Raw genomic sequence first — 15018 nt, 5'->3', positions numbered from 1 at the left:
CTTTTTTCCCTAAAGCAAAATCGAAAGATCGCAGCCTTTGGCAGCGCCTACACATACCCTCTGTAGGAGTTGCCGAAGGCTGCGATTTTTTTCTTTTACTTCGGATAAAGCGGCGGCAACCCGCTATCACCCACCGGATCCTGCACCCGTTCCGCCGCCGGAATAGTGCGGATCGCCCGCCACAAATCCTCACCCTGCCAGTGCTGCCCCGTCTCGCTGTACAGCGCACCATTCAACCCATCCAGCGCGTCCGATAACGGCACAAACCGCGCCGCCATATCCGCCAGTGTCTCCGGCTGCTGACGCGCCCACGCATCCAGCGCCTGCCGCGTTGCTTGCGGGTCATTCGCCTGGCTCGCACGTTTGATGTCATCCATCAACGTGCGCGGGCTCGGGCCGGTTTGGGCGGCGCGATGCACCGCCGGTTGCCAGCGTGCGCGCCACCACAGGCCGAAGCCGAGGAGGGTGGTGCAGGCGAGGATCAGGGTGCTGAGTTTCCACCACCACAACACGTCGTTATCGACGGCGCTCACTTGCAGGTTGCCGGCCGGGGTGTCGACTTGCAGGCTCGGGTTGTTGGCCACTTGCAGGGTGCGCGCGGGCAGGCTGCTGTGTTCCAGGTGATCTTCGAAGGTGTTCCACCAGACCACGTCCACGGTCGGCAAATCGATGGCGCCGCTGCGACTTGGCACCAGCGCTTCGCGTTCTTCGCGGCTGCCGACAATACCGCGTTCGGTGCTCTGGTTGCTCAGCACCGGTTGGTCGGGGTAGCGGCGCAGGCCGTTGACGTCGGTGGCGGGCAGCGCCGGCAGTTGCGAGGCAGCCAGACCTTCGACTTTTAACGTCAGGCTGCGGGTCAGGGAATCGCCGACCTGAGTGTGTTCCGGTTCCGGGTTCCAGCTTTCGCTAAGGCTCAGACTGCGCGCGGGCAGCCATGGCGCGTCGACCGGATAGGTCAGGGGTTTGGGTTTGACGGTCAGGGGGATTTCGGCGGAACTGACGCGCATCAGTTTGCCCGGCTTTGGCCCCTGCGCATTGGCGTCCTGAGACGGCTGCGTGTCGACCAGTGTGGCGCTGAAGGTCTGCGGCGCAATGGTCAGCAAACCGCTGTGCTGCGGGTAGATCGCATAGCGCATTTCGATCACGCCATGGCGCACACCGTTGAGGTCTTTTTCGTAGGTACGCGTGTCGCCAAGCTGTTCGATGCGCGCATCGGCGATTTGCAGCGGCGTCAGGCTGCTGTCGTCGTACAGCGACACCGAATGGTAGATGCGCAGCGTAAGGATTGCCTGCGCCTGCACATAGACGCTGGACTGATCGAGGCTGGCCTCGATGAACACCGGATCGAGGCTGTTCTTGTTCTCGCGGGTGTCGCTTTCGACCACTTGCACGGTGATCGGCTGGCTCTGCGCGTCGCCCAGTTGCAGCGGCGGGATGACCACGCTGCCGTTTTCTTTCGGCAGCAGAGTGATGATCCAGCGCGTGGTCGCGCGGTTGTCGCCATTGAGGGTGTTGAGCTGGTTGACTTGCCGCGTGCCGCGCACTTCGAACAACGCTTCCAGCGCGGTCAGGTCGGGTTTGCCGAACTGGGTGACGTCGCTGGTTTCGAGGGTGAGTTCGACCGTCTCGCCGGAGTTCAGGCGACTGCGATCCACGCTGGCTGTGAGCTCGGCCGCGTGAGCGGTGGCCGTGCAGAGCAGCAGGGGCAGCAAGAGAGCGGTGAAGCGGGTCATCGAGTGTTTTCCTGATCCTGATGTTGTTGCTGTTCGTACCAGAATTTGCGTCGGAGCAATTCGCCCGGGTCGTCGGGGATCTTGCCCAGCCATTGCTCCAGTGCCTGACGTTGCTCGCCTTCGAGGTTGTCTTCACTCGGGCGCAGCGTCGGCACGGTGTCCGTTTGCTCTTCTTCGTCGCTGCCCGGCACCTCGTTGGGGCCAGGCTGCGGCGGTGTGGTCGGTGGCGGTTCGCTGGCCGATTCGGTCGGTTGCGCCTCGCTATGGGTTTCACTTTTTACCGCCGGTGGCGGTGCGGTCGCTGGCGGTGGTTCGTCGCCCGGCAGACTTTGCTGTTCGCTCGGTTTGGTGTCCGGCTCGGCGGGCGGCGGTGTGTTTTTCTGCTTGAGCAGGTTTTCCACCAGCGCCTTGTTGGTCTGCGCCGGGCGCAAATCCGGTTGCAGTTCCAGGGCCTGTTCATAGGCGTCGATTGCCGCTTCCAGCTCACCGCTTTTCGCCAAGGCGTTGCCACGATTGTAGTGGGCGCGGGCGTCGCTGCCTTCGGCGAAGCGCTGGGCGGCGCCACTGTAGTCGCCGGCCTCGTACAACGCCACCCCTTGCCACTGATGATCTTCGAAATGTTGGGCGGCTTCGACCGGGCGCTTTTGCTTGAGCAAATGCAGGCCCTGTTGGTCGGGACGCAGCCACAGGTCTTCGAAGTCGAAAGCGTAGCTGGGCTGCGGCAGGCAGAACAGCAAAGGCAGGCAGAACAACCAGCCGCGCCGGCCGGCGCAAGCGGCGAGCAACAACAGCGGCAACAGCAGCCAGTAACCCTGATCGGCCCAGGTATCGAGGCGCACGGTCTGGCCGTCGTCACGCAAGCTGCGCGGGCCGTTCAGCAGGCCGAGCGCAGCAAGATCCGCTTCGTCGAGGCGAGCAGGGTGGTATTCGCCACCGACGCTGTTGAGAAACGCGCTCAGGCCCGGACTGTCGAGTTGCGGCACGCGAATCGCGCCTTGCTCGTCCTTGAGGAAACTGCCGTCCTCTTGGGCAATCGGCGCACCTTCGGCGGTGCCCACTCCTAGCATCAGCAGTTGTGCCGACTCACCGTTGAGGGCACGCCGAATACCCTGGCGTTCCTCTTCGTTCAATGACGAGCCGATCAGCAGAATCCGCCCCTGACCGAGCGCGCCCTGTTTCAGTAGGGCCAGCGCTTTACTCACGGCCAGATCGGCACGATGGCCGCTTTCCGGCATCAGTGATGGCTTGAGCGCATCGAGCAGATTGCGGCTGGTCGCCAGGTCATCCGACAGCGGCACCAGCGTGTGCGCGCTGCCGGCGTAGACGACGATGGCGGTCTGCGCATCGCTGCGTGCCTGCAACAGGTCGAACAGCTTGCGCCGGGCCTGTTCCAGTCGCGTCGGCGGCGAGTCGGTGGCGAGCATTTCCGGGGTCAGTTCCAGTACCACCACCAACGGATCGGCGGGTTTCTGGCTGGTCTGTTCGACGCGCTCCCAACTCGGTCCGAGCAGCGCCAGAACCGTCAGCAGCCACGCCACGCCAAGGGCAACCCACGGCAGTTTGCTGTCGCGACCATTGCCGCCACTGAGCAGGGTGGCATGAAACGCCGGCGGCAAAATCATCTGCCAGCGCCCGGCGCGTTTCTGCCGATGCCAGAGTTGCCAGATCAGCCAGCCCAGCAGCGGTAGCAACAGCAACCACCACGGACGGAACCAGTGCGGCCAGAGCGCGATCATCGGCGCCTCCGCAGACGCAGGCGCTTAAGGCGCTCACGCCAGTCAGGCAGCGGACTTTGCAGATACAGCTCCTTGGTGAACAGGCGTTGCAGCGGGTTGTCCGGCCACAATTCACGCGCGACCAGCAACAGACTCAGCCACAGCGCCAGCGCCAAAGGCCAGTGATACAAGGCTTGTGCCGGGCGCGCCTGAGTCGGTTGCTGGGTGACCGGTTCGAGTTGATCGAGGGTGTCTTTGATCGCTTGCAGTTCTTTGCCGTCGTGGGCACGGAAGTACTGGCCGCCGGTGACTTCGGCGATGGCTTTGAGCGCTGGTTCGTCGAGGTCCAGACTTGGATTGACTCCAAGCAAACCGGTCGAACCACTGTCCTCGGGATTGGCGCCGATACCGATCGGATAGATTTTTACGCCTTCGCTCGCAGCGAGTTTTGCCGCCGTCAGCGGATCGATTTCGCCGCCATTGTTAGCGCCGTCAGTGACCAGAATCAGCACACGACTTTGCGCCGGACGCAGGCGCAGGCGTTTCAGCGCCAGACCGATGGCATCACCAATGGCGGTGTTCTTGCCGGCAATGCCGATCCGCGCTTCGTCGAGCCAGACGCGCACGGTGTGGCGATCAAAGGTCAGCGGCGCTTGCAGGTAGGCCTGACTGCCGAACAGGATCAGGCCGACCCGGTCGCCATCGCGGCTTTCGAGGAAGTCGCCGAGCAGATGCTGCACCAGCGACAGGCGACTGACTTCTTCGTCCTGCCACTGCATATCAGGGAAATCCATCGAGCCGGACACGTCCACCGCGACCAGCAGATCACGCCCGCTGGCGGCAATCGGCAGCGGTTCGCCGAGCCATTGCGGGCGGGCGGCGGCGGTCAGCAGTAACAGCCACAAGAGCATGAACGGCGCCTGTTGACGCCACGCGGGCAGGTTGGCGCGAGCGCGACGGCGGGCGAGGCCTTCGAGATCGGCGAGGAAACTCACTTTCAGGGCTGGCTCGCCACTGTCGGCGACCGGCAGCACCAGACGCATCAGCCACGGCAGCGGCACCAGCACGAAGATCCACGGCCAGGCGAACTCAAACATGTTTGCGAATCCATGTATCGACCGCTTGGGTCAGGCCGGCGATGGCTTTGTCATCGAGTTTGCACTCCGGTTTATAGGCGCCTTCGACCAGCACCATCCAACGGGTGAGGCCCGCCGCCGGGCAACGGTTGTCGAGAAAGGCCAGCCATTTACGCCCATTGAGGGTGTGGCTCTGGCTGTAGGGATAGTGGTTGCGGCACAGGCGTTTGAGCAGGCCGTTGAGTTGCTGCAACCACGCCCCGGCCGGCGCACCGTCGTAGGGTTTGGGCATTTGCGCCAGTTCGGCGAGGGCGGCGATGCGCACCGGGTCGAGCGGCTGTTCGGCACGGACGATCGGGCGTTTCTTCATCGGGATGAAACGGCGCAGCTTCCACACGGCGAAACCGAGCAGCGGCAATAACAACAGCAGCAGCCACCAGCCCGGCGCCGGCGGCCAGAAGGCAATCGGTGGCGGCGAGATCAGCGGTTGCAGTTGTTCGAGGCCGTTCATCGACCTTTCCCCGGACGCTGCGGATTGAGGAATTCGCGCATCTGCTCGACCATTTCACTTTGCGTGCTCAGCGGCATCAGCAATACCCGCAGCTTCTGCGCGAGCAATTCCCAACGCGCGATGCGTGCTTCGGCCTGGGCGCGATAGGTCTGGCGCAGGTCGAAATTCAGCGTATCGAGTTCGAGTTGTGCGCCGCGTTCGGCGAATCGGAGAAGACCGGCGGCGGGCAGGGCGTGATCGAGGGGATCGGACAGCGGCAGCATCAGCAAATCACAATGGCGCGAGAGCAGGCTCAATTGTTGTTCAGCGCTGTCGGACAACGCGCGCTCGTCGCAGATGACGATCACCAGACTGCCCGGGCGCAATACTTCACGGGCACGGCGCAGCGCCACGCCAAACGCATCGCGATCCGGCTCGCGCTCGCTGTGCAGCGACTGGTTGACCTTGACCAAACGGTTGAGCAATTGCAGCAGGCTCTGTTTGCTGCGCCGAGGCTTGATTTCGTAGTGCTCGTTGTCGCCGAACACCAGCCCGCCAACCCGGTCGTTATGGCCGAGCGCGGCCCAGCCGATCAGCGCCGCTACTTGCGCTGCCAGTACCGATTTGAACATCAACCCCGAGCCGAAAAACAGCCTCGTGCTTTGCTCGACCATGATGAAAATCGGTCGTTCGCGTTCTTCATGGAACAGCTTGGTGTGCGGCTCTTGCGTGCGCGCCGTTACGCGCCAGTCGATGGTGCGCACGTCGTCGCCGGCCTGATAAACCCGCACCTGATCGAAGTCGACGCCGCGACCACGGAATTTCGAGTGATGCAGGCCGATCAGCGGGCTGCGCTGACTCGGCGTGGAAAACAGCTGCACTTCACGCACGCGGTGGCGCATCTCGATCAGCTCGGCGAGGCTGACGCGGATGCCCGGTTCGGACGGCAGGGGGGCGTTCATGGGGGTCAAGCGACGGCTACGACGTCGAGAATCCGCTGCACCACCCGATCCTGATCGATGCCGGCGGCTTCGGCTTCAAACGACAAAATGATGCGGTGGCGCAACACGTCGAACAGCACCGCTTGAATGTCTTCCGGGCTGACGAAATCGCGGCCGGCCAGCCAGGCGTGGGCGCGGGCACAACGGTCGAGAGCAATCGAGCCGCGCGGGCTGGCGCCGTAGGCAATCCACTCGGCCATTTCCGGGTCGAACTTGGCCGGGTTGCGCGTGGCCATGACCAGTTGCACCAGGTATTCCTCCACGGCGTCGGCCATGTACAGACCGAGGATTTCCTTGCGTGCGGCAAAGATCGCCTGCTGGCTGACGCGGCGTTCAGGCTTGGTCTCGCCGTTCAGCGCTTCGCCACGGGCCTGCTGGAGGATGCGGCGTTCGACGGCAGCGTCCGGGAAACCGATTTTCACGTGCATCAGGAAACGGTCGAGTTGCGCTTCCGGCAGCGGATAGGTGCCTTCCTGCTCGATCGGGTTCTGCGTGGCCATCACCAGAAACAACGGCGACAGCTCATAGGTACTGCGGCCGACACTGACCTGACGCTCGGCCATGGCTTCGAGCAGCGCCGACTGCACCTTGGCCGGGGCGCGGTTGATTTCGTCCGCCAGCACCAGGTTGTGGAAGATCGGCCCTTGCTGGAACACGAAACTGCCGGTTTCCGGGCGATAGATTTCGGTGCCGGTGATGTCGGCCGGCAGCAGGTCCGGGGTGAACTGAATGCGATGGAACTGGGCTTCGATGCCCTCGGCGAGTTCTTTGATCGCTTTGGTCTTGGCCAGACCCGGAGCGCCCTCGACCAGCATGTGGCCGTCGGCGAGCAGGGCGATGAGCAAACGCTCGATGAGTTTTTCCTGGCCGAGAATCTGCGTTGAAAGAAAGGTTCGCAGCGCCAGCAGCGCTTCACGATGTTCCATCGGTGACTGTTCCTGGAAAGGGGTGGCCACAGGCGTTCGGATAACGCCGGGGCTGGGGGCGTTACTTTAATCCATCGCGGGGGGTGGCGACTAACGGCATTTTGCGCAAAGTGCGGGAAATGACTGGGGCATTTGTTGGAATTTTGTAGAAGCGGGGAGGGGTAGTGTTCTTTCGGGCCTCTTCGCGAGCAGGCTCGCTCCCACATTTTGAGCGGCGTACATCCGTCAATGTGGGAGCGAGCTTGCTCGCGAAGAGGCCGGTTCAGACGCAATCAAACTTCGTTAATGAATGTTCCCGTCCCGTCGAGGATATTCGTCAAGGTCTCGACCACCTCATCCAGATCAACCATATCCGGGTTAAAGCTGATCTCCAGCACATCATCTCCGTTCAACGCATCGGCATCCGCCGCACCAATCTCGATCTTCAACAGGTTCGAAGTCAGGGTGACTTTCACCCCGTCCAGCGTCGAAGGTTCGCCATCCAGAGTGATCTCCAGCTCATCCTCGTCCGGGTAGCGGCTCATCAGGAACATGTCGCCCTTGTCGCTGTGGCAGCAGAGCATGGCCATGTTGTCTTCTTCGTCATCGCACGGGTTGACGATCAGTAGGGCGGTGGTCATTTGCATGGTCAATTCCTGCCTCTGGGGGCGTGTTGGTCGCTAATGGGCGCGATTCTGCCAGTCCTCGGGAATTTCTGCATGTGAGAGTGTCAGAGGATGTGTCGTGAACGCGACATGGATCAATGGTCATTTCTGGCACGCATGTACCGTAAAAACGGGCATTCAGACCAACATTTTCCGCCACGACTGCTAGTGTTTACCGGTGCCAGACCCTCGGTTTACGTGCCAATGACCGAATATGTCGCAGCACCGCAAGCAGACACATTGTCGCACCCTTTAAGCTGCGCAACGGATGAGCACCCGTAAAGGCATTGTCGGCACCGCTGGCAGTCGCTTTTGCAGATGCTCATTCTATGGAAGGTGAATGTGACCTGAGTGTCCCGTCCAGCTTCACCCACCTGTCCCCCTGTTTCCTCTGCCCGAGAATCAGGAACAGGGCGACACAAGCCCCGAAAGGGGTGTTGCACGCGACGCTTTCCATCAATAACAAGCTTAAGCGGAGTACCACAGATGGCGTTCTTCACCGCAGCCAGCAAAGCCGACTTCCAGCACCAACTGCAAGCGGCACTGGCGCAGCACATCAGTGAACAGGCACTGCCACAAGTGGCGCTGTTCGCTGAACAATTCTTCGGCATCATTTCTCTGGACGAGCTGACTCAACGTCGCCTCTCCGACCTCGCTGGCTGTACTCTTTCTGCGTGGCGCCTGCTTGAGCGCTTCGATCACGCGCAACCGCAAGTGCGCGTCTACAACCCTGATTACGAGCGTCATGGCTGGCAGTCGACCCACACCGCGGTCGAAGTCCTGCACCACGACCTGCCATTTCTGGTCGACTCGGTCCGTACCGAGCTGAACCGTCGCGGCTACAGCATCCACACCCTGCAAACCACCGTGCTCAGCGTACGTCGTGGCAGCAAGGGCGAGCTGCTGGAAATCCTGCCGAAGGGCAGCACCGGCGAAGGCGTGCTGCATGAATCGCTGATGTACCTGGAAATCGACCGCTGCGCCAACGCGGCCGAACTGAATGTGCTGAGCAAAGAGCTGGAACAGGTTCTCGGTGAAGTCCGCGTCGCGGTCGCCGATTTCGAGCCGATGAAAGCCAAGGTGCAGGACATCCTCACCCAGCTCGACAACAGCGCCTTCGCCGTCGATGCCGATGAAAAGAACGAAATCAAAAGCTTCCTGGAATGGCTGGTGGGCAACCACTTCACCTTCCTCGGCTACGAAGAGTTCGTGGTCACCGATCAGGCCGATGGCGGCCACATCGAGTACGACCAGAACTCCTTCCTCGGCCTGACCAAACTGCTGCGCACCGGCCTGACCTACGACGACCTGCGCATCGAAGACTACGCCGTTGCCTACCTGCGCGAACCGACCCTGCTGTCGTTCGCCAAGGCTGCGCATCCAAGCCGCGTTCACCGTCCGGCGTACCCGGATTATGTGTCGATCCGTGAAATCGACGCCGACGGCAAAGTCATCAAGGAACACCGTTTCATGGGCCTGTACACCTCCTCGGTGTATGGCGAGAGCGTGCGGGTCATCCCGTTCATCCGCCGCAAGGTCGAAGAAATCGAGCGTCGCTCCGGCTTCCAGTCCAAGGCTCACTTGGGCAAGGAACTGGCGCAGGTGCTTGAAGTACTGCCGCGTGATGACCTGTTCCAGACCCCGGTCGACGAACTGTTCACCACCGTCATGTCGATCGTGCAGATCCAGGAACGCAACAAGATCCGCGTGTTCCTGCGCAAAGACCCGTACGGTCGTTTCTGCTACTGCCTGGCCTACGTGCCACGCGACATCTACTCCACCGAGGTTCGCCAGAAGATCCAGCAAGTGCTGATGGAGCGCCTGAAGGCTTCTGATTGCGAGTTCTGGACGTTCTTCTCCGAGTCGGTACTGGCGCGCGTGCAGTTGATCCTGCGTGTCGACCCGAAAAACCGTCTCGACATCGACACCGTGCTGCTGGAAAAAGAAGTCGTACAAGCCTGCCGCAGCTGGCAGGACGACTACGCCGCACTGACCGTCGAAAGCTTCGGCGAAGCCCACGGCACCAACGTGCTGGCCGACTTCCCGAAAGGCTTCCCGGCCGGCTACCGCGAGCGTTTTGCTGCGCATTCGGCCGTGGTCGACATGCAGCACCTGCTGAGCCTCAACGAAAAAAATCCGCTGGTGATGAGCTTCTATCAGCCGCTCGGTCAGGTCTCCGGCCAGCGCGAGCTGCATTGCAAGCTGTACCACGCCGACACGCCGCTGGCGCTGTCTGACGTCTTGCCGATCCTGGAAAACCTCGGTCTGCGCGTACTGGGTGAATTCCCGTACCGTCTGCGTCACACCAATGGCCGCGAGTTCTGGATCCACGACTTCGCGTTCACTGCCGCTGAAGGCCTGGACCTCGACATCCAGCAACTCAACGACACCCTGCAGGACGCCTTCGTCCACATCGTTCGCGGCGACGCCGAAAACGATGCGTTCAACCGTCTGGTGCTGACCGCCGGCCTGCCATGGCGCGACGTGGCGCTGCTGCGTGCTTACGCGCGTTACCTGAAGCAGATTCGTCTGGGCTTCGATCTGGGTTATATCGCCAGCACCCTGAACAACCACACCGACATCGCTCGTGAACTGACCCGGTTGTTCAAGACCCGCTTCTATCTGGCGCGCAAACTCAGCGACGACGATCTGGAAGACAAGCAACTGCGTCTGGAACAGGCGATTCTGACCGCACTGGACGATGTCCAGGTGCTCAACGAAGACCGCATCCTGCGTCGTTACCTTGACCTGATCAAAGCCACCCTGCGGACCAACTTCTATCAGACTGACGCCAACGGCCAGAACAAGTCGTACTTCAGCTTCAAGTTCAACCCGCACGCGATCCCTGAACTGCCGAAGCCAGTGCCGAAGTTCGAAATCTTCGTCTACTCGCCACGCGTTGAAGGCGTGCACCTGCGCTTCGGTAACGTCGCCCGTGGTGGTCTGCGCTGGTCCGACCGTGAAGAAGACTTCCGTACCGAAGTCCTCGGCCTGGTAAAAGCCCAGCAAGTGAAGAACTCGGTCATCGTGCCAGTGGGTGCGAAGGGCGGCTTCTTGCCGCGTCGCCTGCCACTGGGCGGCAGCCGTGACGAGATCGCGGCCGAGGGCATCGCCTGCTACCGCATCTTCATTTCCGGTCTGTTGGACATCACCGACAACCTGAAAGACGGCGCGCTGGTACCGCCGGCCAACGTCGTGCGTCATGACGACGATGACCCGTACCTGGTAGTAGCAGCGGACAAGGGCACTGCGACCTTCTCCGACATCGCCAACGGCATCGCCATCGACTACGGCTTCTGGCTGGGTGACGCGTTTGCGTCCGGTGGCTCGGCCGGTTACGACCACAAGAAAATGGGCATTACCGCCAAAGGCGCGTGGGTTGGCGTACAACGTCACTTCCGCGAGCGCGGCATCAATGTTCAGGAAGACAGCATCACTGTTGTCGGCGTCGGCGACATGGCCGGTGACGTGTTCGGTAACGGCCTGTTGATGTCCGACAAGCTGCAACTGGTCGCTGCCTTCAACCACATGCACATCTTCATCGACCCGAACCCGAACCCGGCGACCAGTTTCGTCGAGCGTCAGCGCATGTTCGACCTGCCGCGTTCGGCCTGGACCGACTACGACACCAGCATCATGTCCGAAGGTGGCGGCATCTTCTCGCGCAGCGCGAAGAGCATCGCGATCTCCCCGCAGATGCAGGAACGCTTCGACATCAAGGCTGACAAGCTGACCCCGACCGAACTGCTGAACGCCTTGCTCAAGGCACCGGTGGATCTGCTGTGGAACGGCGGTATCGGTACTTACGTCAAGGCCAGCACTGAAAGCCACGCCGATGTCGGCGACAAGGCCAACGATGCACTGCGCGTCAACGGCAACGAGCTGCGCTGCAAAGTCGTGGGCGAGGGCGGTAACCTCGGCATGACCCAATTGGGTCGTGTGGAGTTTGGTCTGAATGGCGGCGGTTCCAACACCGACTTTATCGACAACGCCGGTGGCGTGGACTGCTCCGACCACGAAGTGAACATCAAGATCCTGCTGAACGAAGTGGTTCAGGCCGGTGACATGACCGACAAGCAACGCAACCAGTTGCTGGCGAGCATGACCGACGAAGTCGGCAATCTGGTGCTGGGCAACAACTACAAGCAGACTCAGGCGCTGTCCCTGGCGGCACGTCGTGCGTATGCGCGCATCGCTGAGTACAAGCGTCTGATGGGCGATCTGGAAGGCCGTGGCAAGCTGGACCGTGCCATTGAGTTCCTGCCGACCGAAGAGCAACTGGCCGAGCGTATTGCTGAGGGCCACGGTCTGACCCGTCCTGAGCTGTCGGTACTGATTTCGTACAGCAAGATCGACCTCAAAGAGCAGCTGTTGGGCTCCTTGGTGCCGGACGACGATTACCTGACCCGCGATATGGAAACGGCGTTCCCGCCGACCCTGGTCAGCAAGTTCTCCGATGCCATGCGTCGTCACCGTCTGAAGCGCGAGATCGTCAGCACCCAGATCGCCAACGACCTGGTCAACCACATGGGCATCACCTTCGTTCAACGACTCAAAGAGTCGACCGGCATGAGCCCGGCGAACGTCGCTGGCGCTTATGTGATCGTGCGCGACATTTTCCACCTCCCGCACTGGTTCCGTCAGATCGAGGCGCTGGACTATCAGGTTTCCGCTGATGTACAGCTGGAACTTATGGACGAGCTGATGCGCTTGGGTCGCCGCGCTACGCGCTGGTTCCTGCGTGCCCGCCGTAACGAGCAGAACGCTGCCCGTGACACCGCGCACTTCGGTCCGCACCTGAAAGAGCTGGGTTTGAAGCTCGACGAACTGCTGAGCGGCGAAATCCGCGAAAACTGGCAGGCGCGTTATCAGGCGTACGTCGAAGCCGGTGTGCCGGAATTGCTGGCGCGTATGGTTGCGGGCACCTCGCACCTGTACACCCTGCTGCCGATCATCGAAGCGTCCGACGTGACCGGGCAGAACCCTGCCGAAGTGGCCAAGGCCTACTTCGCCGTAGGCAGTGCGCTGGACATCACCTGGTACCTGCAACAGATCAGCGCACTGCCGGTTGAAAACAACTGGCAAGCCCTGGCCCGTGAAGCGTTCCGTGATGACGTCGACTGGCAGCAACGCGCGATCACCATCTCCGTCCTGCAACAGGGCGACGGCACTCAAGACGTGGAAGCACGTCTGGCGCTGTGGATGGAGCAGCACGAAAGCATGATCTCGCGCTGGCGCGCCATGCTGGTGGAAATCCGCGCTGCGAGCGGCACGGACTACGCCATGTATGCAGTGGCCAACCGTGAACTGCTGGATCTGGCGTTGAGCGGGCAAGCGGTAGTGCCTGCAGTGGCTGCGAATGCCGAGCTTGAACTGGCATAAGTAAGCGCTGAATGAAAAAGCCCCGGTATCGTGAGATGCCGGGGCTTTTTTATGTCTGAGGGTTTTGTGCTGGCTGTTCCGGCGCCATCGCGAGCAGGCTCACTCCTACAGGGGGAACGCATTCCAACTGTAGGAGTGAGCCTGCTCGCGATGGCGTCCTTTATATCAATACAACTTCTGACCTTGTTTACTATCCAGCATCGACACTTTGTCCGCCGGTCTGGCCACCAAATTGTTGAGCGACTGGTCAAACTTCTGCAACGCCCGAACTTGCACATCCTGCTGCTGATTAATATCCGCCACTATCTCTTCCGACCGTTTGAAGTCCGCCCACACTGGCGTCAATTCCCGTGCATCCGAACCTTTCGCCGTACCGATATAGTTCAACTGCGCATCATAAAAATCGGCACTGACATCGGCCTTGATATCGGAGCTGCGCGAGGTGATCAACTGGCTGTGAGTGTCGACAATCGCCACCACATCAGGCTTGGCTGCACGCAGGCTTTGCATGTCTGGATACACCGTTACCGAGCCGAATTGGCGTTGCAGGGACGCGTTGACCCATTTCACCGCCATGTCTGGTTTCGAGCTGGCGACATAGGCGTCGTGGATCGGCTGCACCAACAGGCTCTGGCCGAAACCGGTGCCGGCGTTGGTTTGATAGTCGCGCAGGTATTCGCGGTTGGTCTGGGTACTTGGGCTGTAGACCACGCCGAGCGACACGCCGGGACCGCTTTTAACCTGAGTGGCGCTGCTGCGGCCGGTGGGATGGGGGAGCAGGGTGTCCAGTGAGGAAACGGCTTGGGGGGCGGTAGGTACCGAACAGGCTGACAGAGCTAAAACCGATATCGCCAGTACACTGGCAAAGGCAAGTTTCATGGTGTTTCTCCCGTGAAACAACATCAGTCGGAAAGTTTAAAAGTCGTAAATCACGACCGTTAACTCAGACTAAACCCGCCAACCTGACAATTTGCTGAGCTAACAGCAGTTGATTAGGTTCATTTGCTGTAACCCGGCGCGGTTAATTGCCCCGGGCAATAAAAAGGCCCAAATCAACGATTTGAGCCTTTTTATTTATGGCTGGTTAAACAGCCATCAGTTTTTCAGCGGGATCAACACTTGTTCGTCCGGGGCCAGCACCATGAATACCAGCAACTTGGCGGGTTTGCTTTGGCTGGCATTTTTCGAGACCAGATGTTCGGAGCCGGCCGGTTCGTACCAGAACTGGCCCTTCTTGTAGGTGATCGGTTGTTCACCTTTGACCTGGGAAATCACTTCACCTTCGAGCACGTAGGCCATCGCCGTGCCGTCGTGTTTGTGGGCGATGGAAGATTGGCCGGGTTTGTAATCAACCTCGATCATCATGGCTTTTTTGCCGGGAGCGTTTTTCAGCATCTGGTCTTGCAGGACGGTGACTTTTTCCGACGGGTCGTGGGCGAAAACGGCCGAAGTGCAAAGGCTCAGGGCAAGGGCAGCGGCGAAGAAGGGCAGGGCTTTCATGGCGGGTTACCTGTGATGATCGGGGTGTTGCTGATCACAGTAGTCCGCAGGGCTAAGCATTCAAACGGCCAATATTCGGGAAGATCAGGTGACCAATTTGCGGGGCGTCAGAAAGGTTATTGGTGTGGCGGAATACGTCTTCGCGAGCAAGCTCGCTCCCACAGGTTCTGCGGTTGTTCACCTATCTTGTGAACAACCAATAACCCTGTGGGAGCGAGCCTGCTCGCGAAGGCGTCAGATCAGACGATAGGGAAGCTATTGAAGTCGACGCTATTGGCCAGCCGACTATCGATCAAGTCAATAAACCCCTGCGCCTCGGGCCGGTTGAAATGCGCCTGCATCGCCGCTTCCGACTGCCAGCGGGCACTGACCGTCCAGCGGTGGCCGTCCTCGGGGCAGCGGTCGACCAGGTAGGAATCGCAGCCCGGTGTTTCGCGCAGGGTTTCGACGATCTTCTGCAGTTGCCTGCCCAGTTCATCCGAGCGGCCGGCCGCAGCCTGCACCTGGACCGTATTGATCACTTCGTTGGACATTGCTCACACTCCTGAATC

The 15018-nt window shown here is 60.8% G+C and carries 11 protein-coding genes; 1 reads left to right on the top strand and 10 read right to left on the bottom strand.

The genetic code is table 11. The annotated features are described in order from the left end of the window. Positions 1 to 95: 95 nt before the first annotated feature. The 7 genes from AC0ZWN_RS01600 to AC0ZWN_RS01570 all read right to left on the bottom strand — a co-directional run bounded on the left by AC0ZWN_RS01600 (position 96) and on the right by AC0ZWN_RS01570 (position 7567). Positions 96 to 1733, bottom strand: coding sequence for a BatD family protein (locus tag AC0ZWN_RS01600; RefSeq protein WP_476333809.1), 1638 nt, complete (start codon positions 1731 to 1733; stop codon positions 96 to 98). Then, entirely contained in the window at positions 1730 to 3469 is a 1740-nt protein-coding gene (locus tag AC0ZWN_RS01595; RefSeq protein WP_476333807.1) for a tetratricopeptide repeat protein, read from the bottom strand. The genes AC0ZWN_RS01600 and AC0ZWN_RS01595 overlap by 4 nt, the downstream gene beginning before the upstream one ends. Further along, positions 3466 to 4545 carry a vWA domain-containing protein gene (locus tag AC0ZWN_RS01590; protein ID WP_476333806.1) on the bottom strand — a complete coding sequence of 360 codons (1080 nt, stop codon included), beginning with the start codon at positions 4543 to 4545 and terminating at the stop codon, positions 3466 to 3468. The genes AC0ZWN_RS01595 and AC0ZWN_RS01590 overlap by 4 nt, the downstream gene beginning before the upstream one ends. Next, positions 4538 to 5035, bottom strand: a complete 498-nt coding sequence (locus AC0ZWN_RS01585; RefSeq protein ID WP_038369283.1) for a DUF4381 domain-containing protein — start codon at positions 5033 to 5035, stop codon at positions 4538 to 4540. The genes AC0ZWN_RS01590 and AC0ZWN_RS01585 overlap by 8 nt, the downstream gene beginning before the upstream one ends. Then, complete coding sequence (locus AC0ZWN_RS01580) at positions 5032 to 5976, bottom strand: DUF58 domain-containing protein (RefSeq protein ID WP_093437905.1); 945 nt, start codon at positions 5974 to 5976, stop codon at positions 5032 to 5034. Before AC0ZWN_RS01580 ends, AC0ZWN_RS01585 begins: the two co-directional genes overlap by 4 nt. A 5-nt stretch (positions 5977 to 5981) precedes the next feature. Beyond that, on the bottom strand, positions 5982 to 6941 hold the full coding sequence (locus AC0ZWN_RS01575) for an AAA family ATPase (protein WP_007913915.1): 960 nt from the start codon (positions 6939 to 6941) through the stop codon (positions 5982 to 5984). 272 nt (positions 6942 to 7213) lie between these two features. Then, entirely contained in the window at positions 7214 to 7567 is a 354-nt protein-coding gene (locus AC0ZWN_RS01570; RefSeq protein WP_093437909.1) for a hypothetical protein, read from the bottom strand. A 504-nt stretch (positions 7568 to 8071) separates the two neighbouring features. On the opposite strand from AC0ZWN_RS01570, the gene AC0ZWN_RS01565 reads away from it, so the two are divergent. Continuing rightward, complete coding sequence (locus AC0ZWN_RS01565; protein ID WP_476333804.1) at positions 8072 to 12967, top strand: NAD-glutamate dehydrogenase; 4896 nt, start codon at positions 8072 to 8074, stop codon at positions 12965 to 12967. Positions 12968 to 13132: 165 nt separating this feature from the next. On the opposite strand, the gene AC0ZWN_RS01560 is transcribed toward AC0ZWN_RS01565, so the two are convergent. From AC0ZWN_RS01560 to AC0ZWN_RS01550, 3 genes are all read right to left on the bottom strand, one after another. Next, the gene (locus AC0ZWN_RS01560; protein ID WP_476333803.1) at positions 13133 to 13846 is read right to left on the bottom strand and encodes an ATPase; all 714 of its coding nucleotides are present in this window, start codon (positions 13844 to 13846) and stop codon (positions 13133 to 13135) included. 216 nt (positions 13847 to 14062) lie between these two features. After that, complete coding sequence (locus tag AC0ZWN_RS01555; protein WP_095050121.1) at positions 14063 to 14467, bottom strand: cupin domain-containing protein; 405 nt, start codon at positions 14465 to 14467, stop codon at positions 14063 to 14065. 239 nt (positions 14468 to 14706) lie between these two features. After that, positions 14707 to 15000, bottom strand: coding sequence for a putative quinol monooxygenase (locus tag AC0ZWN_RS01550; RefSeq protein WP_093437926.1), 294 nt, complete (start codon positions 14998 to 15000; stop codon positions 14707 to 14709). Positions 15001 to 15018: the final 18 nt, after the last annotated feature.

This window comes from Pseudomonas sp. 3B-A001-10F (genome assembly GCF_056313565.1).
The sequence above is the reverse complement of the archived record's forward strand: the minus strand, read 5'-3'. Positions and strand labels throughout refer to the sequence as shown.